Origin of the sequence: Collinsella sp. OM08-14AT, assembly GCF_003438115.1 — a bacterium.
Lineage (GTDB): Bacteria > Actinomycetota > Coriobacteriia > Coriobacteriales > Coriobacteriaceae > Collinsella.
This window is the reverse complement of record NZ_QSTE01000012.1, coordinates 6133-29189: the sequence shown is the minus strand read 5'-3', so window position 1 is coordinate 29189 and position 23057 is coordinate 6133. Positions and strand designations below refer to the sequence as shown.

Sequence of the window (23057 nt, the reverse complement as noted above, 5' to 3'; positions counted from 1 at the left end):
CCTCCTACCAGACCAGGACCCTACTCACTAGCACCGAGCGCGTCCACGGCAGCAACAAAAGCCGCAACCTGCTTGTCGTCCATCTGCGTGGCCAGGCGCCCCACGGGTTCATCGTAGGCGAACTGCACCTTATCGATAAAGCAATCCCAAGCACGCTCATCTACGCGCACGGCGGCCTCGCAATACTGGCTGAGCTTTTTGAGTCCATACCAAAACGCATTCACATGGCGCGCGGGATCCTCGTCAAACACGCCATCGTAGCAACGTCCGTTAAACTCGCGCATGCGCGCCACGGCAACCTCGAGCGAGTCGCCGCCCTCAGTCGAAGCCTCATCTACCAGCTCGGGAATCGCAACCTCGCGCCGAACAGTATGCCTGGTTGCACCATCGTACTCGCCCACCAGCACGTCCTCATCAAGCCGAGAATCGTAGTCCAAATAGCTCGTGCCACAACAAATGCCGTGCGGGGAGCCCGTGCCAAACGCACAGAACAACCCGCCGTCGGCAACAACACGGCGGTAGGTCACAAACGACTTCTTAACCTGAGCGAGCAACTCGGAAAGCTCCCCGGTATCGCACGCCGTCTCGCACGCAACGCACGCAGACTCGGGCAACGATACCGGCTCCACCGTGCTCCTCGCAATGCGGGCGGCGCGCTCCGCCCGATATGCCTGTGCCGCCAAGCGCGCTCGCTGCGCAGCGCCGCGCACGTTGGTAAGTTCACGCTCCAACGCCACATCACCAGCAACATCACCGGCCACGTCGCCCACAAACCCGTCAGCGCTCTGCGGGCCAGTCGCGCTCAGCTCGGACTCAAACGTCGCTGCGATCATGCCCGCAAGGTCCGTCGCATCGGCGGCACAACGCAACTGCTCCAGCTGCGTACACAGCAGGTCGGCATCCAAAGGAACGGCATCCACAACGCGCACGTCATTCAGGCGCGCCACGGACTGCAGCACCATAGCTCCCGCAGCATCGTACGCTGCACGAACCCTGGCCGCCGTATTGGCCCGTAACTTTACCTCGATAAACGAGAGCGTCTGCTCCAGGCGCGCCAGCAACTCAGCCTTGTCCTCCATGCGCAAAAAGGCAGCATAGCGGCGCTCCATCTGCAGCGGACCCGCAACGCCCGCCTGCTTGCGAGCGCGTGCAAGCGCAGCGCCCTCAACACGGCGAACATACCCGTCAACAGCCCGCACGGCAGAGTCGCGCGCAGCGTGCTCGGCAGCCTCGACGCCCCTAAGTACGCCCAGCAGCTCGCGGGAGCGCGCCTTGCGCACCAACTCTCCGCGATCGTACTGCTCAAGCGACGCCTGGCGCTTGGCCACCGATTCAAAGCCAAACAGCTCGTCGAGCAGCTCACCAACAGAACGCTCGTCCGCCATGGAAAGGCCTCCTCACGCACTACGCACCAACTGTTCGCGGAACGCCCGAGCACCGGACGCCCCGCACGCTCGCACCCCTACAGATCCAGCGCCTTTTTCGCGGCATCGACCGGGTCGCCATCCATGTAGAACACCGGGCTCAGCCCCGAGATAATCTCGGACGAAACGCTCTGCAGACCCGCGATGGCACTCAGCGGCAAAATCACACGCTTGGCGCCGGCGTTTTTGGCCACGCGCATAATGTCCTCGAGCCCACGAATCTCGTCCATGGAGCCCGACATACGTAAGATTCCCGGAATCGCCAGCGCGGGCATCACCGGACGGTTGCACGCCGCAGAGCACAGGCCCACAAACTCGGCGAGCGAAACTTCTTCGGACAGGCCCTTGCTCTGCAGGTCGTTGTAGAACAGCAAATAATCCTTGGAGCCGATGTGCATGCCCGGCGCCACGCGGTTCGCCAGGTTCACAAAGTTGTCGCACGCGGCCTCCAGCGTATCGCGCACCGGCTTGTTAAAGGCCACGCCCTCGTGCTTAAACTTGCACTCGCCGGCAACGGCCTTGTTCTCCAACTTGTACACGGCAACCTCGCCGCCCTGCGACCTGCCCACGCCAAACACGTGACCGGACAGCAGCGGCCCGTCGGGAATCAGCGTATCCTCGGACTGCTCGGGCACGCGCACCACGTGCACGTCCTGCGGATTGTCGGCATCCATATAGCCCAGGTTGACGTCGATAAACTCGACGCCCGCCATAATCTTGAGCTGCTCCTTTACGCGGCGACGGCCCTCGATGGCGTAGTCCAGCAGCCAACGAACGTCGTCCTTGTCCATAGCCTCGTCGGGGAACAGCAGCTTGGCCAGGCCGCTAAAGGACTTGCGCACGGCGATCTCGTCACGCTTGTTAAAGTCGCTGTTAAAGCGGAAGTAGCGGTCGATATGATGCGTAAAGTCCTTGCGGCGCATCTCCTTGCAAAACTCCGACAGGCAGTCGGTGATTAAGCCGTAATGCCCGGTCAGCAGGCTCGAGCGCATCTTGGGAATCTCCAAGCCCGGCAGGTAATAGTGGATACGGTCGAAGAAGGCCGAATCGTTGTTAAACTCCGGCGGGAACGGATCAAACAGGTGCGTGGTCTTAAGAACGTTTTGCACGGTGCCGTTGATGTTGCCCTCAAAGACCATGGAGGCATCGGCGTTAATCTGGTCGCGGCCACGCGCGTAGCTGCCGCTGGCCATGTAGTCCTTCATGATCTGCACGGCGTTGGTGTCCTTAAAGCGCATGCCGGCGACCTCGTCGAACGTCACGCAATCCCAGTGACCCACCAAGCCCACGCGATCGGCGCGCATGGAGTTCATGCGGCCGAACAGGTTGGCCGTGGTGGTCTGCCCGCCCGAAAGCAAGATGGCGTAGGGCGAGACCTCTTTGTAGATATGGCTCTTGCCGGTACCGCGGGGACCAAGCTCGCACAGGTTATAGTTGCGCTCGATCAGCGGCACCATGCGCTCGATAAAGTGCAGGCGCTCCTTCTCCGAAAGCTCGCTGGGCTCATAGCCGGCAGAGCGCAGCAGCATGTTGAGCCACTCGTCGCGCGAGAAATACTGGCGCTCGTCGATCATGGCCTCCAGGTCCAGGTTGGGCATCTGGATGGGCGTGAGCGACGCCACGCTAAACGGAGAGTCCTCGGGTCCGCGCTTTTTGCGCTTGGCCTTGGAACGGCGCGGCGCATCGTCGCCAAAGACCTCCATGCCAAACTCGTCTTCCTCTTCCATGGGATGACGATACTCGATGCTCATGATGCACCAAATGCCGCCCTGCAGAATCTTGGAGTAGTCGCGCACGTACTCGGCCGGCATCACAAACGGCTCAATGGTCAGATTGGCAAACGACGCCACGTAGATGTCTTTGTATTCGTCGAGCTTGGCCGTCACCTTATCGATAATGGTAAAGCGACCCAGCTCGCGAATCTTGGACTTGATGCGCTCGGACTCGTCGGGACGCACGTAGTTATCGGTGAGGATCTTGCGGATGCGCTCCAGGCCCTCTGCCACGGCATCCTCGTCATCGGTTGAGCAGTACATGCCCAGCAGGTACTCCAGCACAAAGGTAGGCACGTTGGCGCCACGCTTCATAAGGGCCGTGAGGTCCTTGCGCACGATCTTGCCGCCAAAGTGCTCGAGCAGCTTGCCGTCCAGTACATCCATGTCATAGCCGTCGTCCTCGGGAGCGTCGGCCACGGCCTGGGCATAGCCATCGGTCGAGGACTCGTCCTCGGCGGGTGCCGCAACCTCATCGGGCGCAGCGGCCGCCACCGGCTCCGGAACAGGCGCGGCGGCCACGGCCTCCGGGGCAGGCACAGCCTCCACCGCAGGCACCGCGGCCTCCACCGGCGCACTCACATCAATCGAGGGAACTTCCCACAGATCGTCGTCATGGCTATCAAACATAGGGCACACTCCTAAAAACCAAAGTCAGCAACAGGGGCAAACGAAACAGCAATGGTGTACGTCTCGCGCCAAACGATCTTGCCCGTCTCGCGCTCGCGGCAGACCAGATAGTACGGACCCTTGGCCGAGAATCCATCCGCTGCATGCAACGCAAACTTGGCATGCACCACGCGCTCCTGCGAGTTAACAGAAGTCTTGTTGGCATGCGCCTTGACCGTATCGCTCACCTCGTTGCCACTTGCATCGGTAAACACCAGCTCGTACTCGCACGGCAAGACCTTACCTTGGGCAGGTTCTTCCTGGATCAAGTTGACCGAGAAGAGCGAGTTGGTCACTCGGCGTCCCTCGCTTAGCACGCGCAGCGTCGCCGCGCGCGTGTCGACAAAGTCCTTGGAACCCGAGCGCGCACGCCAAAAACCGATAACGGGCACGCAGAGCTCCTGCAGGCTCATGCCGCCGTGGACGTAGTTGTTAGTGCCGCCGGGACGCTTGAAGTGCACGTTCTCGCGCGGGGCAAATCCCTCAAAACCGGCACCCAAACGTCCCATGCCAACATTAACAAACACCCCGCATGCCTCTTCCGAAAGCTTGGCCACGGCCTCGTTGGGCACCACCAGATGACGCTTGCCGTGCATGACAGGAGCGTCAAGGAAGGGAAGGTCTGGCTTGCCGAGCATCTGGCACTCGCTGAGCTCCCGACGCGTGTAGATAAAGCCGTGGTCCGCCGTTATAACAACACGCGCGCCCGGGGCGTCGGTGCACACGCGACGCGCCAACGCAGCAAGTTCCTCCACGGTGTCCGCACAGGCATCGAAGACGTCATCCTGCGTAGCGGCCTTCTCGCCCGTAGCATCGATCTTGTTGTGGTAGAGAAAAACGAGCTTGGAGTCCTTGAGCAGTGCCTTGCGCTCGGTTCCCGCCATGTTGAGGTATGCGCTCGAGCGCAAAGCGCGGGCCGTGGGCTCAACGTGGGTAAGTACGGCCTCGCGCTGCGGAGTCGTCGCAGTGGGCATGCCGTCAGCCAACACAAGCGAGCCATCCGCTGCAAGTTCAAGCGCTTGGTGCGGCAGCAGCGCGGGCATGCCCACCTCGGTGATGGAGGGAAAGACCGCCTGCATGCTAGAAACCCTGACGTTGCCGCCGCGCTCGCGCTCGAGAAGCGCCGCGACATCACGGGCCACCTCATAGCGCAGCGCGTCGCTTACGATAACGACCGTCGTTTTGGCAGACCCCACAAAGGTGGGCAGCACATGCCAGTAGAATTCATCCTGCCGTGCAGGGCCATCGATGTAGCCGCAATCGGCCCACTCCCCTTGCGCAGCGGATGTCCAGCAGGCATTGGCATCGGCCAAAAACCAGTTGCTGTAGAGATTCTCCGCCCAGTCCACCACGGCTCGGGCAGGCTCCTCGAGCACATCGCACTCGACAGAGCGCGCCCGCAAATACGCGGTGCACATATGGCGATAGGCAGCATCCATGGAATACCAATCGGACGTATAGGCATCCCACACCTGCTGGGGTTGCGCCAGATGGAACCCGCCCGCGTGTGCCTGCCTAAACGCGCACATATCGGCCACAGCGGCAAGCAAGTCAAAGTAGCTCTCAACACGACGGTACCAGCTTAGGTCGCAACGGCGCGCAGCAAATGTGCGCGCACTCTCAACACGGTCCGCACCCTGAGCAAACGAGCTGAACAACTGTGAGAGCACAGCCTCGTTGACGCACGGGAACACGTCAAGCGAGACCAACGCATCGATTGGCAGGGTCTCGAACCGCGCAAAGAGTCCACGGGCATCCTCTACCAAACGGCAGATCTCAAATAGGTCCTCGCTCGATGCCTGGACATCGGCGGCCTGGTCCCACGTACGCACCGCCTCAAGACAATAGGGGCCGTAGGCGGGAGCCACATAGCTTTCGAGTCCCTTGAGCGCCCCCTCGGGAAGCGCGGTGGATGCCGCCGTAAGGAGCACATGGGATGCAAGCATAAGCAGTGAGTCGCGCTCGTACAGCGGCCCATCAAACCCATAGCAGCGCAGCATAAAGGCAGAGAGGACGTCGCGCAAGCTGTACTTATCCACCAGCGCAGCCAGCGCCTCGGGGCCCTCGTGCAGCAGTGTGGCCATGCAGCCGCGCAGCACAAACGCGGGCCGCGCGTCGCCCGGCTCCTTGCCGCCAAAGATCACCGTAAGGATTCCAAGCTCGATATCGGATGCGCCCGCGACGTGCGGAACGCACGCGGCAAACTTAGCACAGCGGGTCTTGGCATCAAAGAAGGTCTTGTGCTCGCGCAGGCTCTCGCGCACGGCGTCGATATTCTCGATGCCCAGCTGATCAGCTAAAAGCGAAAGATAGTCAGCCTGGAACTGATCGGCATACAGCTCAACATCGGCAAGCCAATCGCCCTCAAGCCTGCCGCGCTGGCAACGGCGATACAGCAAGATATCGTTCGCAAGGTCATCGCGGTTGATGAGCTTCTTGACGGCAAACATGCGGCCCTCGCAGGCCTCAACAAACCGCACCGGACGCTCAAAGTCACCGTGAGCAGGCATTACGCCGGCATCGGCCCCCACGCCGTCGAAACCCTCGGCAGCCAATCGCTCAAACTCAGGAGCAAACTCGCCGTCCGCATCGTGCCAAACCACCACACGGCGCGGCGCGCATGCGGACAACGGCTGCAAAAACCGCAGCTTAAGCTGTTCTTCTACATCGATCTTGGGCATGAATATCCTTACCGTATCTGCATTTACTTGATCTTTGCCAGTACATCCTGAAACTTGGCGTAGTTGACCTTGACGCCGTCATCCAGGTCGATCTTAATCATCTGGTCTGCCAAGTGGTGCAACTTCTCCTCGTAGCCGATGGTCTCTTTAAGCTGGTCATTGAGCTTTTTGACACGCTTATCCAAGCGCACGCGCTCACCACGCTCAGCACTGGCAAGGGCATCGTTGGCATAGCCGATCTGCGAGCGATAGCGCTCCTGCTGCTCATGCACATAGTCGGTTCGGATGCGAGCCAACAGGTCGGGCTGATAGCGATGCATGTAAACAAGGCACTTGAAGCCGTTCTTTTTGCCGCTGTCGAACAGCCAGTAGATGGGGCGCTTCTTGTAGGTCTGACAGTGGTCCTTAAAGAAGTCCTTCAAAAAGTAGGTGCGGATGACCTCGCGCGAGGTACCCTTGCCGCCGAGTGCCTCGGCAATAAAGGCCAGGTTCTGCTCAAGCGTCTCCTCGCCATACACGGTGCGCACAAAGTCGATAAAGTAGCGCACGATGTCGTCGTCAAAGTACTCGTCGTCGGTGATGGGCAGCACGTTATCGCTATCGGGCATAAAGGTCACATGCGTGGGATCGGGCATCTTGGCCAGATAGTCATCGACCGTGGCGCCCTGATCGGCCAGAATCAGCCCGTCCACATCCAGCGAATAGCGGCCAAACATGCAGCCCACGGCATAGCTTATAAGCGAGGTGATCTCGTCACGCTTGGTGCGCACGTATTTGTTGCCCTTATAGCTCTCGGGGATCTCGTCGGCGGTATCAAAGATGCGCGCCACCGAGACGTACTTATCCTCGACCTCGATGGGCACTTCGCCCTCCATGTTGTAAATTTTGGCGAAGATGCGGTTGAGCTCCTCCTCGTTAGCACGGAGCTGCTCAAAGCGAGCATTGACCTCGGCCTTACGAGCCTCGTATTTATCTTGAAGTAATGTGGCCATGGTGGGCCGTCCTTTCGATATTGTTGAGATGCCGGCAACGAAGAAATAAAGCGTGAATCAAATCAGGGCCATCACACAACCAAGCCCGCACTCCACGCCCAGCGCGATGAGCAAAACCGAATATCCCGTATGAAGATAACTTTGTGAATCACGGCCCCGAATGCGACACATAGTTATTAGTCGTCTTTCTATTGATTACGCGGCTTACAAGGACATTGCTCCATGCACGATTCAGGGAATATGAACTCGTAGCCGGGTTCGAAGAAAGCCGCCCTAAATTTCGTGCAGGCATCGTAAACGTCGTCCACAACTTTCTTCCCGTTTAAAGCAAGTTCTTTAAAGTCATTATCAAAATGCTCTTCATAGTGCTCAAGGGACAGCAAGTTATGCATTAGTTTGTTACGTAATTTGACCCACAACCTCACTTCAGCGAATAACTCAGCTGAAAAAGAGCTGCGAACACGAGACACATCTGCGTTATATAGTCTTTCAACACACTTGATCTTGGTCCCGATTGCCAATTGGTTGCTTCCCTTACGGCATTTGCCGCCATTAACGCAATATTTGCAGTTCCGCTTATATTTGTCTAACACTCGAAAGAAACGATTCTCGAGACACGAATAGATTAGCCAAGCGGCTTCGAAGTAGAGCCCTCCCTTAATCGATTCATCAATCTTATTTAGGAAAAAATCATGCATCGTTGCCATATCGCAGCGAACGTCAATAGACTCATTTTGCTTCATTTGGTCCATCCTCTACTAAGAGTTTGGAAAGAACGACGGGCATCAATCTCCTGGCGTAATCATCAGCTATCTTCTCAAAAGGAATATTCCTATACGATCTCGCAAATATCTCCTGGCTATTACGTGGGTCTTGTCCCGAAGCAATTGCATTGATCAACTTGTCCTTAGAGAACTCAAGAAGTGACTCGCGCTGTGCAACATGGCCTTGAAACTCCGTTGCGGAAGAGCTGACAAAATAGTCATGATGGCCTATCTCGTGTAGCGTTGAATACACACAATATAAGAAACAGTCAGGCAATAAAATGCCGTTGAACTTCCGCGCGGAGGTTTTCGCACTCATAAGAACCAACTCATATGCTGCCCGAGACGCTATCTGCGCTTTCTCCTTTTCTTCAATTTCAAGCAAAGAAACAGGAGCGATGATTACGACATCTTCATCCGAGTCGTATTCAAAGAAAGTGGCGTTGTTTAACGAGATACGAATTCTAACATCAGAATCTAAAACGCGTTTAATTTTATTGGCAAGCTGAAATGCCGTCTGGTTAAGATCGATACACATACAGGTCTCCTAAACAAGGGGATTGTGACCAAAATCCCATGAGGTTTCGAAGGAGTTGTAATCTGCTTCCGACGCATCAAAGCAACGATGCGCCAGATCTTCGACGATGGAATAGTCTGAAGCAGAGGGTCGAATAACAGGCATGTTATTCACAGTGCCTGCCCCAAAATTCAACGTAGGGTTCAAAAAGCTAAAGGCTGAAGCAGCTACAGAAGAGTTCAGCAGGGCAGAAAGGTAGGAAACTCCAAGCTCCTTAGTTGAGAAAAGGCCATTAGCGCCGGAATCAAAAATAAAACCCTGGCGATATAGACGGCAGTTAAATAGCCCCGAAGTTACGCCCGTCCAAGTAAGTCCAGGCTTAAAGTAAAAGCGCTCGTTGCTTATCTTCCATCCAAGATCATCGCCCAATTCTGGGTATACAGCCTTAGTGTTAGCCTTAATCTCTTCACCATTATTAAACCAGTTAACAACGTAGTCATTGTTTCCGTACCATCTGCGAAAATTGCCTCCTTTATTGTAAGGAACCCATCGAGCACCACTATTGATTTGCTCCTCAGCAGAGCAACATCCGATAACCATGTCGCTCAGACCGACTTCATGCCACAATCTCAAAAATCTTGCATTGTCGCCCGTACGCATGCCTATTCCAGCAAAAGCTTCATCGCGAATGGAATGTCCCCCAAACGCTTCGAGCATAGCGTCGCTGGCCCAGTAGGCTATGGGGGTGCTGGGGATCTGCTTGAAGGCGTCGGCGTTGCGGCGGTAGAACCAGCCGCAGGTGGGGTTTTGGATGGCCTCCTTCAAAGCCGCATCCTTCTCACCGATTTTTTGATTCAACTTAAAATAAGCACCCTTATAACCAGGAATATGATTCGACTGAATGACCCATCCGGTATTGGCGTCAAACACGTCAGGGTGGGCATTCGAGCCGCGAGTATCAATGAGGGCAATTAGGGTGTGTTTATCTACAAGGGTGTTGCGCATACGCTCGAAAGACGAGAGATACATACACGTATCAGAGGTAACCAGAGATACCGTACCCTTAGCGCTCGCAAAATCAATAATTCGCTCGATAAAGCACGTGCAGAGATCGCTCTTCGTGTCGGGGTAGTTCTTCTTGACCCACTTACTCATAAAGGGGTTGAAGCTGCTGCTACCCATGTACGGGGGATTTGCCACGGTGCAAGTGAAGCGACGTGATAGCTTCTCGCAGATTGCGACCGCGCTCTCAAGCTTGTCCTTGGTCGCGGCGGCAAAAAGGTCGCCCGCGCAGTCGGCCGCAGCCGCTTTGAGCTTCTCGATCTCGGCATCTGTCGGATTGAGCAGCGAACCGATCTCGCCCAAATGACTCAGCTCCTCGGCGAGCTTCTTGTTACCCGGCAGCTCGTCCTCCCCAAGCGGGATGCTCGAGAGCACGGTAACGTCGGCGCGAACGCCACGCCTAAAGAAGCGACGGTCGTGCTCGCGGGCGCACATGGCAAGCGCCAGCTCCGCGATCTGTGCCGCGCGGGAATCGATTTCCATACCTGCAAGGTTTTTAGTAAGAATGAGCTCGGGAATCTCGCGCTCACGATAGCCGCGCTCCTCGTACATATGAAAGAGCAGCTCAAACGCATAGACCAAGATATGGCCCGAGCCGCATGCGGGGTCGCAGAGGGTTATCTCCTCGGGACTCGAAATGCGGATGAAGTCCTCGTGCTCAGCATCGGGCTCGATGTAGTATTTCATGCGCTCGCGTAGCGAACTCCCCGGATTGTTGAGCATCCACAGACGGCCGAGCGAGTTCTCGACCATATAGCGCACGATCCACTCGGGGGTGAAGAGCTGAGTGGCGGGAGCGATGTCCGCCGCTGCGGCCTTGCGCTTGGACTTGAAGAACTCGTCTTTAACGTCAGCGTTGTAGTACTGATACATCCAGCCCAGAACGGTCACGCCCTCGCGCCAGTCCTCGTCAGTGAGGACAACATTGAGTTTGCCCACCACGCCGTCGGACATCATGAGGCCCTGGGGCAACAGCAGCTCCATGGCTCCGCCCACGCGCTCAAAGACACCCGGCAGGCAATCGGCAAGCTCCTCGCACTGAGCAACAAACAGATAGCGCCACAGCGGTTCATCCAAGCCCGCCATCTTGAGCTCGGCTATGCGATCGGTATCGGCCGTCGCTATCTCTACGTCCAGTGCGTTCTCCACGGCCTCGCTGCCATGGCTGCCGTCCGCACGACTTAGCATGCGCATGCGGCTGGGAAGCCATCCGCGTGCATCCATGAAGCGAATGGCCACGATGCGGTTGAACCAGGTGTAGGCCGCACGGTCGCGCAGCGCCTCGTGACCCACCTCTGCCTGCATGCGCAGCAGTTCGTCGCGTTGCTCAATCTCAGCCGGACTTAGGGGCAGGCCGCTAACGGTCTCGGACCCAACGGGCGCGGGTGCAGGTTCGGTGATGCCGTAGCGCACCATCTGCGCCTCCACGCCTTTGATGAGCTCCGTACGGGCCCAGGTGCAGAAGCTCTTAAGAGCAGAATCGTTCATGGTTGATGAGCCTTTCTAAACGCCATAAGCCACCGGTGCGCGCTTTGGCACCGGTGGCTCCGCGGGTTAGTTGATACGGATCTCGTCGTTTGCAGCGAGCGCCTGCATAAGGCGGGAGCGCAAGTCGTCCACGTAGCGCTCCACATCCTCTGCGGACAAGAGACGACTCGGCTTGGCCAGATCGGCGCGGCGCACAGTCTTGATCTTGCGCTGGGGCTTGGGCGCGGGCACGGGAGCAGACGATGCGGCGCCCTTGTTGGAGACCTTCTTGACCACCTCACCCGTACTCATGACCTCGGTGGTGCGGCGCTCGTTGTCCATACGCACGCGGGCCTCATCCACAGCGTCGTACATCTCGTTGGCCGCCGCACTGAGCCAGTCGCCCCAGTTAGTTGCAACAACGCTCAGTTCGTTGAGACTTTGAGCGCTGTGGGCACGGTTTTTGAACGACTCGTATTTGGTGCCGGCGTCTGCTATGGCATCCTTGCCCTGATTGACAAAGCCCTTTTGACTCTCGGCCTGCGCCCGCAGGTCTTGCAGATCGCTCTCGATGCGACACAAAAACTCATTGCGGCGGATGCCCAGCAGCTTTTTCATGTCATCCTCGACGGGATCCATAAGCGGCTGCAGGTCTTTAATACGGCCGTAGGGCTTGGGATCTTTGAGGATCTCACGCACCTTTGCCACGTTCTCCACCGCGCTGGGAATGTCATCGGAGGCATACTCGATACCCTCGGTGCGGTTCAAGAAATCCCTGGCGTGGTCAAACGCTGTTCGTTGATTGGACTCGACGAACTCAACCACCTTGTCAAAGTCTTCCTTAGCATCGAGCAAGCGCTCCTCATGCTTGGTGAACGTGGTCAAGAACGCCTCGGCCTCGTTCTGGTCCTTAAGGACGTCGGCCACCTCCGAGCGCATCTTCTCGCACTCGTCCTCACCGGGATACGGGTAGGCCGGCTTGATGCCCGTGTAGTAGTCGCGTGCTATGGCGAGGCACGCCTCGCGCAAGCCCTCAAGGCGCTCTTTGAGCTCGGCCACGAGCTTATCCTCGTTGGAGGGCACGGTCTTGAGATCAAACAGGTCACACATGAGTTCGCCCGCGGCGCGTAGCAACCGGTCGCTCATGCGCATGCGCAAGCGCACCTGGGCCTTATCGGCATCCTTGCGCAGGAGCGCCACCATGCGGCTGTCGTTAGCTTGAACCGTCTGACCGCCAAACAGCACCTGCGCGCGCTGCTCCACCACAAGCTGCGCCACCACATTTGCGATGTCGACCTCGCGCCAGCCAAAGGGCCTTTGCTGGTACTGGCGCTGGATATCGCCCATAGCGGTATCCAGGTGGCGCTGGTGCTGCACTTTGAGGTAGTCCTCGACCTCCTTGAGCGCACGCGTGTTACCCGCGTCCATGCCAGCGAGCCCCACTTGAACGTTGCCCGCCAGAGTGGAGCGAATATCGGAATCGCTCGTGACCGGCGCACCGATATAGTCGGCCTTATCAAAGACCACATCGCACAGCTGCGCCAGCACTTGCTCAAAAACCTGAACGGGTTTGGCCGCGCGGACCTCAACCATGCGGCCGTTGACCGCGCAACGTGCATGGAGCACGGCCTCGCTCAAAAGGGTATCGGCCTCTTTCTCGTTATAGGCCGCCTCGCGCATCTTGGACTCGACGATCTGGCGCGTACTCGGCTGAAGCTCCTGGAGATTTCGCGTCTTGGCGTACTTGCGGATCTTGGCGGCGTTGACGAGTGGAGCCCAATAATCCACCTCGTCGCTCAAGGCCACGATGGCCTTATCCACGGATTTCAATGCCAACTCGGCATCGTCCGAACGGCCCAGATCGCTGGCCATGGTCACCACGGAAAGTGCCATGCCGCCCATGTTGGATCCATGAATCGAGCCATCCACGTAGCGGTCAAAGGGGAAGTCGTTGGCCCCGCGGTTGAGTTTGCGCGCAGTGTAGATGCTTTCGAACAGGCGCTTCTTGATGTATTCAATCACCTTCGCGTTGTCGATCGGGGTGCGTGCGATCTCCTGCGCTATCTCCTGCTCCTCGTCGGTGAGGAAGCTATAGGTATCGCCCTGGCGTGCCACGTAGTTCTCGCGCTCCAAGCGGGCGAGAGATTCCTTGACGCGGTCCTTAAGGGCGCGCTTGTCCACGTCCAGGCTATCAATCATAAGGATGGAGATGTTCTCGACCGTGGCCTTGACGTAGCCGATGTAGCGGATCAAGTACAGGAGCTTAAGCACCCGGACATCGTAGCTCTCAAGACCCTCTGCGTTTTCAGCCGCGCGCTCCGCACAGACGACGACTTGAATGATGCCGTGCTCCAAATCCTTGGAGATTGTGTCGAAGAAGCGCCAGAACGGCACGAGTGCACCAGTCTGGTCATGCTGGATGGCCTGAGCGCTCTCCTGAAACGCGCTCAGCATGGAGCGCTCGCCCGTGGACATGTGCTTGGCCTTAACACCATGCTTGCGTACCTCGGTCATCACGTCGGGCAGGAGCTTAAACTGGTAGCCCACAAACGGGTAGCTGGCCACAAAATCCTTGGAGTTGGCGTAGCCGGCAAGGTCGGAGCGCGAGCCGCCCTCAAAGGTAAAGTTGTTTTTGAGGACGGCGGCGTCTTGCTCGTAGACCTGTGCAAGCATATCGGCCGCCGGCGCGGTCTTCTCGAGCACACGGCGTTGGATGACCTCGTCCACGCTGGAGCTGGAGAGCGAAAGGCGGGTATTGAAACGGCCCTGGATCTTTGAAAAGTCGTTGCCCACGGGCAGACTCAGGTTGTCGATGGCCTCCTGGCTCGTGACCATCACCCACACGCGGCCACCGCAGGCGGCACCCAGCTCCTCGACGATGGTCTGAAGGCTCAGCATAAGGCTTGGGTCCTGGTCGTTTGTAATAAACTGACCCACCTCATCGACCATAAAGAGCAAACGGAAGTTGCCGCCGTGGGCCGCTGCCTGAGCGTCCACGTAGTCCTTGACCTTTTTGGCAAAGACATCAGGGGCCAAAACCTCGTCCTCAGAACCCTCGAGCCAGTTCCATGCGGCCTTTTCGCTCATGCCGAGCACGCTCTGCAGCACCTCGACGACGTCATCCTCAAAGTAGCTGTAGGTATCGCGAGTCTGGAGCCAGGACTCGCCGTTGATGCGCTCAAAGGCCTCGCGGAACTCCTGGGTCTTGCCCAGGGAATCGATGTAGTCCTCGAGCTTTGCAAGCTTGAGGTCCTCGCCGTAGAAGCCGCGCGCCTCGTAGAACATGCGCTCAAAGCCGCGAAGCAGCGCCGTGGGAGCCGTATCACCCTGCTTCCACTGGCCCGCCTTGCTATCGATGTTAAAGAGGATGGCCTGCGTGGGCACCGAGCACGCGCGCTCCATGGCAGCCGCGACCATGGGGTCGACGATTTTGCCGTCAAAGTAGCGGATGGCGCTCTTGCCGCCGATCTGGCGATTCTCGAGCAGGTAGCTCAGCATCTTGAGGAAGTGCGATTTACCGGAACCGAAGAAACCGCTGATCCACACGCCGATCTTGTCGGTGCGCGCATCGATGGCATCGCCGTAGGCCTTGAAGAAAGTGGCAAAGTGCCTCTGCAACTCGCGCGTCACCACGTACTCGTCAAGCTCCTGGCGGATGGACCCATCTTTTGAATCCTGGACCTTGACCACGCCGTTGATGGAGCGGTTGATGTCTTTTGCAAAGAGGTCGCGAATGATCGTGTTGTCCATGGGTGCTCCTTTGGGTTTGGGAATGTTATGGCAAAGGGTTGTTACCGGCGGCAGGGACTTGCCTGCGGGGAGCCGTGCTTACGAGATATCGATGGCGCGGTAGTAGTTGTCGGCCGGCAGACGGTTAAAGAGCTGGAAAGAAGAGCCGTTGAAACTGCCCGGATAGGCGGCGACCACAGGCACCTCATCAAAATCCGCAAGCATGCAATGGAGAAGCGTGTGCATGCGAAAGAATGGGAAGACCTCGCCCGCGCCGGTGAGGAGAACGACGTCTCCAGGCGCGTGCGGCTCGGTCTGCTCAAGGATGTACGCGGCGACTTTCTCGGGCGAGGCGAACTTGGCCACGTCCTCGAGCACGCGCTGGGTACCGCGGCGCTCCTCTTGGCGTGGGATGGCCTTAAGGACACGGCGCTTTTCGAGAATTGCCAGCACGGCGTCGTAGAGGTTCACGACCTTGAGCGTGCACGGAAGCTTGTCGGCCTCGGCATCGCGTGAAAGGGCGTCAAATAATGCACGCGCTTCAAACTCCAGCGCAGGGTCATAGCAAAAGGTGTGGAAGCCGATCTCATTGCCTATGCCCTTGTTGGCCAAAAAGTCCTCGCTGCACAGGCACTCGCGCAGAAGCTGCGCGCGTCGCTCAAATTCCTGATGGGCGTGCTCGGAGCGGACATGCGCCGCCACGACGCTCTTACGGGAATGGATGCCAATATTGGTGGTGAGATCGGTCGCCGGGGTGATAGCAGGTTCGGCGGCGTTGTTGACGGGGGCCACGCTACATCACCGCCCTGCCGGTAAGGGCCGCGATAAGCGACTGCTCGCCCAGCTGGACCAAGGCTCGCTCGACATCGGAATCGAGGAAGAGTGGTGACAGGCGCTCAGACTCCGGCCCCTGACCCTCGCCGATAAGGGCGGCATGGCGGAGCGTCTGGCGGAGCGAGCCCTTAATGCGCTTGACCGTGGCCTCGGTCCAGCGGGCCGCGTCCGGATACTCCGTGGTAAAGCGCGTCATAAAGGCGTTGAGGTCAACCGCCGTGAAGGCATAATCAAAGTTTTGCAGGCGCTCCCCTACCTCGACGAGCACGAGCTCGCGCACGATGTCGTAGCGGCAGATCATGCTGTAGAAGATGGCCTGGTCCGCCTGCGTGGGGGTGCCAGATGCCATGAGGCTGGTTAGGGATGACGCAGCCTCGACGGCGGTTTTGGGGTCGATGCCGCGCGCGGCGCATGCGGCGTCCGTGGGCACCATGGCGTCGAGGCGGCGAAGGCACACGGTTGCGCGGTTGGCGACCATGCGCTCCGTGGGATATTGAAAGAGGTTCTCGCTCTTTACGCGTACAATGACCTGCTCGTCGCTTGCGCCCTGCATACGAAGGGCAGCGACGATGCGCATCTCATGCGGGAGGAATTGCTCGCGGGTGAGCACCCCCCCCCCCGAACGCTTTTTGTGGTTATATCCACAGTACACGCTCCAAGGGTGTCAAAGGCTGTCACAAGTGCGCCGCAACCCGGCAGGCAGGTGCGGCGCACATGACAATAATCATACCTGTTGGTAAAAAAGTTACCACGCCCAGAGTGTCAAATGTTGAGCAACATAATTAAATCCGGTCAACGGTCATTTTCGCAGCTCAGAAGCTTTGACGAGATCGCCCCAAATCACACTTGCCAGACAACCGCGCTTACGAATGCAGGCACGCACACGCCCAACGCCATCCTCCGCTATATTCAATATAGAGTTATACATATGCTTCTATGTAAGGAGTTTCGTATGCCTGTCGTAAAGTCTATTTCTGATCAGACGCGCGCACTAACTACCATTCAGGAACGCGAAGATCACATTCAACGTGCCATCGCTCGTGGCTATGACGACCTCACCAACGGTCGAGTGCGCCCCTGGAAACAAGCGAAGGCCGAGGCGGATCGGATACGAGCCTCGAGATAATCCCTCCCCCATGTAACCATCCTGTAAATCATAGCGGCGCACTCGAGTTTTACCGTGATGCGGTCGCGCCCGGCGCTCCACTGTGCTAAAGTATCCCGAACGTTCAAACGACTCCGAGGGGGACCTAGAAGATGGCACGTGTGCACAACTTCTCAGCAGGCCCGGCCGCACTGCCCACCAGCGTGCTTGCCGAGATCGCCGACGAGATGATGGACTACCGCGGTTGCGGCATGTCCGTGCTCGAAATGAGTCATCGATCTAGTATGTACCAGCAGATTATCGACGACGCCGAGGCAACCCTGCGCCGCCTGCTGAGTATCCCCGACAACTACCGTGTCCTGTTTTTGCAGGGCGGCGCCACGCTGCAGTTTGCGGGCATCCCCATGAACCTCATGCGCCGCGGCCGCGCCGGCTACGTCGTCACCGGCAACTTTGCCAACAAGGCGTACAAGGAGGCCGCCAAATATGGCGAGGCCGTGCTGCTCGCGAGCTCCGAGGACACCAATTTCGACCGCATTCCCACCATGGCCGACGTCAACGCGCGCATTGCCGCCGAGGCCGCGGGCGACGGGCTCGACTACGTCTACATCTGCCAGAACAACACTATCTTTGGCACCATGTACCACGAGCTGCCCAACTGCGGCGATGTGCCGCTGGTCGCCGATGTCTCGAGCTGCTTCCTGTCGCAGCCGCTCGACGTTGAGCGCTACGGGCTCATTTACGCCGGCGCACAGAAAAACGCCGGCGCTGCGGGCGTGACCGTGGTCATCGTGCGCGACGACCTTATCGCAGATGGCCCCGCCTTTGCGCAGACGCCGCAGTACCTGGACCTTAAGACCCAGGCCGCCAAGGGCTCCATGCTCAACACGCCCAACACCTTTGGCATCTACGTATGCGGTAAGGTGTTCCACTGGGTCGAGGAGACCGGCGGACTTGCCGCCATGGCCGAGCGCAACTGGGCCAAGGCCAACCTGCTCTACGACCTGCTCGAGCACAGCGAGCTGTTCCACGGCACCGCTCAGGCCGACAGCCGTTCCATCGCCAACGTCACCTTCCGCACCGGTGACGTCGAGCTCGATGCGGCCTTTGTTGCAGGCGCCGCCGAGCACCAGATTCAAAACGTCAAGGGCCATCGCCTGGTAGGCGGCATGCGCGCCAGCGTCTACAACGCCGTGACAATGGAAGACGTACAGGCACTGGCCACGTACATGAAGGACTTCGAAGCACAGCATAGTTTGAGCCCGCGATCTAACTAGCCCGCAACGCGCGGGCCGACCAGCCACTTCAAACCACTTGTTTTAAACAAACCTGCTAAGGAGTTTTCCATGCGCAAGATCAAGACCATCGACGACATCACCAAAGACGGCAAAGTCGAGTTTGGCGAGGGCTACGAATTTGTGAGCACCGCCGAGGAGGCCGACGCCATCCTGATGCGCTCGACCGACCTGCACGGCTACGAGCTGCCCGAGGGCATTCGCGCCATCGCCCGCTGTGGCGCCGGCGTCAACAACATCCCCGTCGAGGAGTACGCCAAGAAGGGCGTCGTCGTCTTTAACTCGCCCGGCGCCAACAGCAACGCCGTCAAGGAGCTCGTCCTGGGCATGCTGGTGCTTTCGAGCCGTGGCGTGGTGCAGTCGATGAACTGGGTGCGCGACAACGCCGACGACCCCGCGATTCAGGTCGATGCCGAGAAGGCCAAGAAGGCCTTTGTGGGCCGCGAGCTCAAGGGCAAGCGCATCGGCGTCATCGGCCTGGGCAACGTGGGCTCCAAGGTCGCCAACGCCTGCGTCGATTTGGGCATGGACGCCTACGGCTACGATCCGTTCATTTCCGTTGAGCACGCGTGGGTGCTGAGCCGCGAGGTGCAGCGCGTGGGCACACTCGAGGATCTGTGCCGCGGCTGCGACTACCTCACCGTGCACGTGCCCAGCAAGGCAGACACCATCGGCATGATCAGCACCGAGCAGATTAACCTGCTGGCACCCAACGCCGTCCTCATCAACTACGCGCGCGAAACCATCATTGACGAGGACGCCGTCGACGCTGCCCTGCGCGAGGGCAAGCTGAGCTGGTTTAGCTGCGACTTTGCCACGCCCAAGACCGTCAAGATGCCCAACACGTTTGTCACCACGCACTCGGGCGCCGGCACTGGCGAGGCCGAGGCCAACTGCGCCGATATGGCCATTAGCGAGCTCAAGGATTACCTGGAGAACGGCAACATCGCGCACAGCGTCAACTACCCCGCCTGCAGCATGGGCAAGGCGCGCGCCGCAAGCCGCATCGCCTGCCTGCACGCCAACGTGCCCAACATGATTGGCCAGATCACGGCAATCCTTGCTAAGGACAACGCCAACGTGCAGCGCATGACCAACGAGTCCGCCGGCGAGAACGCCTACACCATGTTCGACACCGACGAGCACCTGGACAGCAGCACCATCGAGGCGCTCAAGCAGATTCCGTCGATGTATCGCGTGCGCGTGATTAAGTAGCGCCGGCGCCAAACCTGCCAGACAGACCACGAAGCCCATTCGCCCCCCGTTTTCACGAAACGGGGGGCGATTTTGTTGCTCCGGATGACTTTAAAATGATACCCAGAACAAGTTTTTTCAGATAATCGATAGTGAGGCTCCAGTCGCTAAGCACACCCGCTTTGATAAACAGCTTTATCAGGGACTTTAGTAGGTAAAAATCGGTCTCTATGTGCCGAATGTAAGTTGACTGTCCATTTTCCGAAACAACTTATTCTAGGTAGCATTTTTAAGGCCCGTCCAAGGCAAAATATAAGTATTTTGCGACCAAAACTCTAGTCCGCGCGACCATTTTCCGCCCGCGCGGCTACATTCCCGCCCAATCGATAAAAATCTCCTCACGAAGCCGCCGTTCGAGCTCCTGCTGCCGCGGCGTCTTGTCTTTCAGCGGCACATCGAGATAGGACATGATGAGCTCCATCACCACGCGGAAGGCATCGGAATCGGCCAGCTGACCATAGGTCATCAGAACGACGGGATATCCCATGGCTTGCAAAGCCGTCGTTCGATCGGAGTCCGAGATCTTGGATTCTATGGATCCGTGTATGGCTTTACCTTGGCATTCAACCAGGCACTCTCGGCTGCCGTCCTTATTTGCCAGCAGAATATCGGCATAGCGCCTATCAAGCCCCGAAATCAGGCGGGCACTGCGCGTCAAGCGAATCTCGACGTTATTGGTAAGGCGCAGCCCTTCGCCGCCGCGCAACCTCGTAAGGCCAAACAGCATCGAAGCCTGGACCTCGAGCGGCGATGCCGCCACCCCCGTAATGCATTTCGCGGCACGCGTGAACGATTTAGCGCCGCGGAGCCCCGGGATCTTATCGACGTACTCGGTAAGCTCAGAGAGCTCGATCAAGGGAGGTCGTTTCCACAAGTCCGTTGGATTCCCCGAGACATCCTTTACGTTTTCCCAGCCCGACCGTGCGTCACCCCACCGGCCCCCGTATGCCTGCTCAAGTGCCGACTTTACCTGAGGTGCAATCTTGCACACGGCAAAGGTGCCGCACATCTCATACATGCACATGATTAGACGCTCGTTTGAGACCGAGGAAGCCAGGGTCAGCAGGGTAAAGAGTGGGGACGCAACATCGAGGCCAAACTCCGTCTGCCGCACGGAATCAAACGGCCTCTCCCCGTTCCAAACATGCCTGACAATGCGATCGCCCTTACGTCCGCAGCTGCCCTGCGCCAACACGTGTAACGGGGTGCCCAGGAAATGCGTGACGAGCGGATGCTCACATAGGTGCTCCCTGCGCGGATCGTCCGCAGAATCGGGCAGGTCCGGCATTATTGCCAAGACCTGTGGAGGTATCCGGTGATACCGAAAGGCAGATATGTCGCACAGCATGTCGTCCATGAAGGGTACGTACCCGCTGCGTCGCTTGTGAACCCGCTCGGACGGCAAACGCGCTGGCTCGGCCTGCGAACGGTAAATACTGCCACGCCCACGTCGCGGATCTCTCAGGAGGCTTACAATCGGTTTGGAAAGCAAACTGATTGTGAGGTTGCATATGGTTGATGAGGACTTTGCCTGGCGGCTTACGCAAGGACTCGTGCGGATCGACAGCTCAGACCCGGGCGCGTATGAGGATGAAATTGAGCGCTTCATTAAGAGGCTCATTGAGCAGCAGCTGGCACAACTTGATAGTTCTGCGCTCGATGCCGTGCAGATTGAGGAGCTCGAAGTGCTGCCCGGGCGCCGCAACCTTAAAGTCACCGTGCCGGGCCAAAGCGACGAGCCGCGGCTGGTCTATATCTGCCACATGGATACCGTCACCTTGGGCGATGGCTGGGACGCAGACATCGCACCGCTTGGGGCGGTTGTGCGCGACGATAAACTCTATGGCCGCGGTGCCTGCGATATGAAGGGTGGCCTGGCCTGCGCCATTGCCGCACTGGTCCATACGCTCGAGCGCGTGGCGGCGGATGGCGCGCTGCCACGCCGCGGCTTTTCGCTCATCTGCTCGGTCGACGAGGAAGACTTTATGCGCGGCTCCGAGGCGGCCATCAATGCCGGCTGGGTCGGCTCGCGCGAATGGGTGCTGGACACCGAGCCCACCGACGGGCAGATCCAGGTGGCGCACAAGGGGCGTACGTGGTTCGAGATTGAAATGGCTGGCGTGACGGCGCATGCAAGCCAGCCTTGGAAGGGCGCCGACGCCGTCGCCGCCATAGCCGAGGTCGCGTGCTCGCTTCGTCGCACGTTTGCGACGCTACCTTTACATGAGGAGCTGGGGCCATCGACCATCACGTTTGGACAGATCGAGGGTGGCTACCGTCCCTATGTCGTGCCCGACCACGCTAAGGTCTGGGTCGATATGCGCCTGACCCCGCCGACTGATACGGCCGCCGCGACGCGCATGGTAGAGCAGGCCATCGCCGTCGCCGAAGCCGCCGTTCCCGGTTGCCATGGCAGCTACACCGTGACGGGCGACCGCCCCGCCATCGAGCGCGACCCGAACTCTCCCCTTCTAGCAGCGCTCAAGCGTGCCGCCGATGACGTGACGGACGCGGACACGACCGTCGGCTTCTTTACCGGCTACACCGACACCGCCGTCATTGCCGGCAAGACAGGCAACCGCAATTGTATGAGCTACGGCCCCGGCTCGTTGGCGCTCGCACACAAGCCCGACGAGTATGTGCCCCATGCCGATATCGTTCGCTGCCAAAACGTGCTCATCGTGCTTGCCGATAACACGCTCTGGGACGCAAGCGGCCAAGTTGGGGCATAATAAGCCGCGAACAAACCGACTCGCGCGTTAGGACCGCCCATGAAAGCACTTCCGTTTCCCTGCATCCGCCCGGCTCAGGACCGTGTGCTCGAGGCGCTGCCTGCGATGGGCGGTATCCTGAGCGGCAACGACGCCCTGCGCGGCGCCATTGCTGACGGCCTAATGCTCAAGGACCCGGGTGCGGCGTATTACGTGTACGAATGCTCGGGCGAGCCGGGACGTGCGACGGGCGTCGTGGCGATTTGCCCGGTTAACGTGCTGACGGGCGGCGACGAGACTGCCGCCGAGAGCATCGACGCACTCGCCACCGCGCGCGCGATCGCCGAGCTCAAGGTGCAGCCGCGCCCCGTGTCGCTCGCCTACGAGGCGTCGCCCGTCATGGATATCATTTTGAGCGCTGCCAAAGAGGGCGCATCGCTCTACGCCGTCACCGATCCCGCGGGCGTCACACATCGCGTGTGGGAGGTCAAGCGCGAGGACGCCGTTGCCGCCATCCGTGCCATGCTCGATCAGGCGCCCGACCCGTTGTTCGCCGGTGACTCCGCCTATGTCGCCGCACTGGCTGGGGCATCGCAGATTCTGGCCGACGAGGCCCGCGCTGCCGGCGCCTACTCTGGCAAAGAGCCGTTCAACTTTGCTGTAGCCGTGCTGTTCCCCGCCGCGCAGGTCAGCGGCAGCGCGCCGCAGGTTCCGACGGGTCTGCTCACTCACCAGGTCTCACGGTTCTAGCGAACTCAAACGCTAAGCTGGAAAACCCAGC

General features: G+C 58.9%; 16 protein-coding genes. 5 read left to right on the top strand and 11 right to left on the bottom strand.

Annotated features, from left to right (window positions below):
- Positions 1 to 20: 20 nt before the first annotated feature.
- The 10 genes from DXC18_RS07415 to DXC18_RS07370 all read right to left on the bottom strand — a co-directional run bounded on the left by DXC18_RS07415 (position 21) and on the right by DXC18_RS07370 (position 16521).
- The gene (locus DXC18_RS07415) at positions 21 to 1385 is read right to left on the bottom strand and encodes a hypothetical protein (protein WP_117583758.1); all 1365 of its coding nucleotides are present in this window, start codon (positions 1383 to 1385) and stop codon (positions 21 to 23) included.
- A gap of 77 nt (positions 1386 to 1462) precedes the next feature.
- Complete coding sequence (gene brxL / locus DXC18_RS07410) at positions 1463 to 3826, bottom strand: protease Lon-related BREX system protein BrxL (RefSeq protein ID WP_199412241.1); 2364 nt, start codon at positions 3824 to 3826, stop codon at positions 1463 to 1465.
- Positions 3827 to 3837: 11 nt separating this feature from the next.
- Positions 3838 to 6546 (bottom strand): BREX-1 system phosphatase PglZ type A, encoded by a 2709-nt coding sequence (pglZ, locus tag DXC18_RS07405; RefSeq protein WP_117716814.1) that lies wholly within the window; start codon positions 6544 to 6546, stop codon positions 3838 to 3840.
- 23 nt (positions 6547 to 6569) lie between these two features.
- A complete protein-coding gene (locus tag DXC18_RS07400) occupies positions 6570 to 7538 on the bottom strand; it encodes a hypothetical protein (protein ID WP_117583760.1) in 969 nt (322 codons plus the stop codon).
- Positions 7539 to 7726: 188 nt separating this feature from the next.
- Positions 7727 to 8281 (bottom strand): hypothetical protein, encoded by a 555-nt coding sequence (locus DXC18_RS07395; RefSeq protein WP_117583761.1) that lies wholly within the window; start codon positions 8279 to 8281, stop codon positions 7727 to 7729.
- Positions 8268 to 8840 carry a hypothetical protein gene (locus tag DXC18_RS07390; protein ID WP_117583762.1) on the bottom strand — a complete coding sequence of 191 codons (573 nt, stop codon included), beginning with the start codon at positions 8838 to 8840 and terminating at the stop codon, positions 8268 to 8270. The genes DXC18_RS07395 and DXC18_RS07390 overlap by 14 nt, the downstream gene beginning before the upstream one ends.
- A 9-nt stretch (positions 8841 to 8849) precedes the next feature.
- A complete protein-coding gene (pglX, locus tag DXC18_RS07385; protein WP_117716813.1) occupies positions 8850 to 11369 on the bottom strand; it encodes a BREX-1 system adenine-specific DNA-methyltransferase PglX in 2520 nt (839 codons plus the stop codon).
- Between the two features lie 66 nt (positions 11370 to 11435).
- Positions 11436 to 15098 (bottom strand): BREX system P-loop protein BrxC, encoded by a 3663-nt coding sequence (gene brxC, locus DXC18_RS07380; protein WP_117716812.1) that lies wholly within the window; start codon positions 15096 to 15098, stop codon positions 11436 to 11438.
- Positions 15099 to 15176: 78 nt separating this feature from the next.
- Entirely contained in the window at positions 15177 to 15869 is a 693-nt protein-coding gene (locus DXC18_RS07375) for a DUF1788 domain-containing protein (RefSeq protein ID WP_117716811.1), read from the bottom strand.
- A 1-nt stretch (position 15870) separates the two neighbouring features.
- Positions 15871 to 16521 (bottom strand): BrxA family protein, encoded by a 651-nt coding sequence (locus DXC18_RS07370; RefSeq protein WP_117629075.1) that lies wholly within the window; start codon positions 16519 to 16521, stop codon positions 15871 to 15873.
- A gap of 342 nt (positions 16522 to 16863) precedes the next feature.
- Here DXC18_RS07370 and DXC18_RS10465 point away from each other — a divergent pair, with 342 nt between their 5' ends.
- The 3 genes from DXC18_RS10465 to DXC18_RS07360 all read left to right on the top strand — a co-directional run bounded on the left by DXC18_RS10465 (position 16864) and on the right by DXC18_RS07360 (position 19526).
- Entirely contained in the window at positions 16864 to 17037 is a 174-nt protein-coding gene (locus tag DXC18_RS10465) for a hypothetical protein (protein ID WP_158551585.1), read from the top strand.
- Between the two features lie 131 nt (positions 17038 to 17168).
- Positions 17169 to 18293, top strand: coding sequence for a 3-phosphoserine/phosphohydroxythreonine transaminase (gene serC, locus DXC18_RS07365; RefSeq protein WP_117629074.1), 1125 nt, complete (start codon positions 17169 to 17171; stop codon positions 18291 to 18293).
- Between the two features lie 69 nt (positions 18294 to 18362).
- The gene (locus DXC18_RS07360) at positions 18363 to 19526 is read left to right on the top strand and encodes a phosphoglycerate dehydrogenase (RefSeq protein WP_117629073.1); all 1164 of its coding nucleotides are present in this window, start codon (positions 18363 to 18365) and stop codon (positions 19524 to 19526) included.
- 346 nt (positions 19527 to 19872) lie between these two features.
- On the opposite strand, the gene DXC18_RS10595 is transcribed toward DXC18_RS07360, so the two are convergent.
- Entirely contained in the window at positions 19873 to 20853 is a 981-nt protein-coding gene (locus DXC18_RS10595) for a hypothetical protein (protein WP_158551582.1), read from the bottom strand.
- 223 nt (positions 20854 to 21076) lie between these two features.
- Between DXC18_RS10595 and DXC18_RS07350 the strand changes: the two genes are divergently transcribed.
- Both DXC18_RS07350 and DXC18_RS07345 read left to right on the top strand, forming a co-directional pair.
- Positions 21077 to 22297 carry a M20 family metallopeptidase gene (locus DXC18_RS07350; protein ID WP_117629072.1) on the top strand — a complete coding sequence of 407 codons (1221 nt, stop codon included), beginning with the start codon at positions 21077 to 21079 and terminating at the stop codon, positions 22295 to 22297.
- 39 nt (positions 22298 to 22336) lie between these two features.
- A complete protein-coding gene (locus DXC18_RS07345) occupies positions 22337 to 23026 on the top strand; it encodes a DUF1015 family protein (RefSeq protein ID WP_117716809.1) in 690 nt (229 codons plus the stop codon).
- Positions 23027 to 23057: the final 31 nt, after the last annotated feature.

Coding starts and splice junctions, on each gene's coding strand:
- serC (WP_117629074.1), top strand. CDS start 17,169: ATGGCACGTGTGCACAACTTCTCAGCAGGCCCGGCCGCACTGCCCACC.
- DXC18_RS07350 (WP_117629072.1), top strand. CDS start 21,077: ATGGTTGATGAGGACTTTGCCTGGCGGCTTACGCAAGGACTCGTGCGG.
- DXC18_RS07400 (WP_117583760.1), bottom strand. CDS start 7,538: ATGGCCACATTACTTCAAGATAAATACGAGGCTCGTAAGGCCGAGGTC.
- DXC18_RS07360 (WP_117629073.1), top strand. CDS start 18,363: ATGCGCAAGATCAAGACCATCGACGACATCACCAAAGACGGCAAAGTC.
- DXC18_RS10595 (WP_158551582.1), bottom strand. CDS start 20,853: ATGCCGGACCTGCCCGATTCTGCGGACGATCCGCGCAGGGAGCACCTA.
- DXC18_RS07395 (WP_117583761.1), bottom strand. CDS start 8,281: ATGAAGCAAAATGAGTCTATTGACGTTCGCTGCGATATGGCAACGATG.
- DXC18_RS07415 (WP_117583758.1), bottom strand. CDS start 1,385: ATGGCGGACGAGCGTTCTGTTGGTGAGCTGCTCGACGAGCTGTTTGGC.
- DXC18_RS07345 (WP_117716809.1), top strand. CDS start 22,337: ATGAAAGCACTTCCGTTTCCCTGCATCCGCCCGGCTCAGGACCGTGTG.
- pglX (WP_117716813.1), bottom strand. CDS start 11,369: ATGAACGATTCTGCTCTTAAGAGCTTCTGCACCTGGGCCCGTACGGAG.
- brxC (WP_117716812.1), bottom strand. CDS start 15,098: ATGGACAACACGATCATTCGCGACCTCTTTGCAAAAGACATCAACCGC.
- pglZ (WP_117716814.1), bottom strand. CDS start 6,546: ATGCCCAAGATCGATGTAGAAGAACAGCTTAAGCTGCGGTTTTTGCAG.
- brxL (WP_199412241.1), bottom strand. CDS start 3,826: ATGTTTGATAGCCATGACGACGATCTGTGGGAAGTTCCCTCGATTGAT.
- DXC18_RS07390 (WP_117583762.1), bottom strand. CDS start 8,840: ATGTGTATCGATCTTAACCAGACGGCATTTCAGCTTGCCAATAAAATT.
- DXC18_RS10465 (WP_158551585.1), top strand. CDS start 16,864: ATGCCTGTCGTAAAGTCTATTTCTGATCAGACGCGCGCACTAACTACC.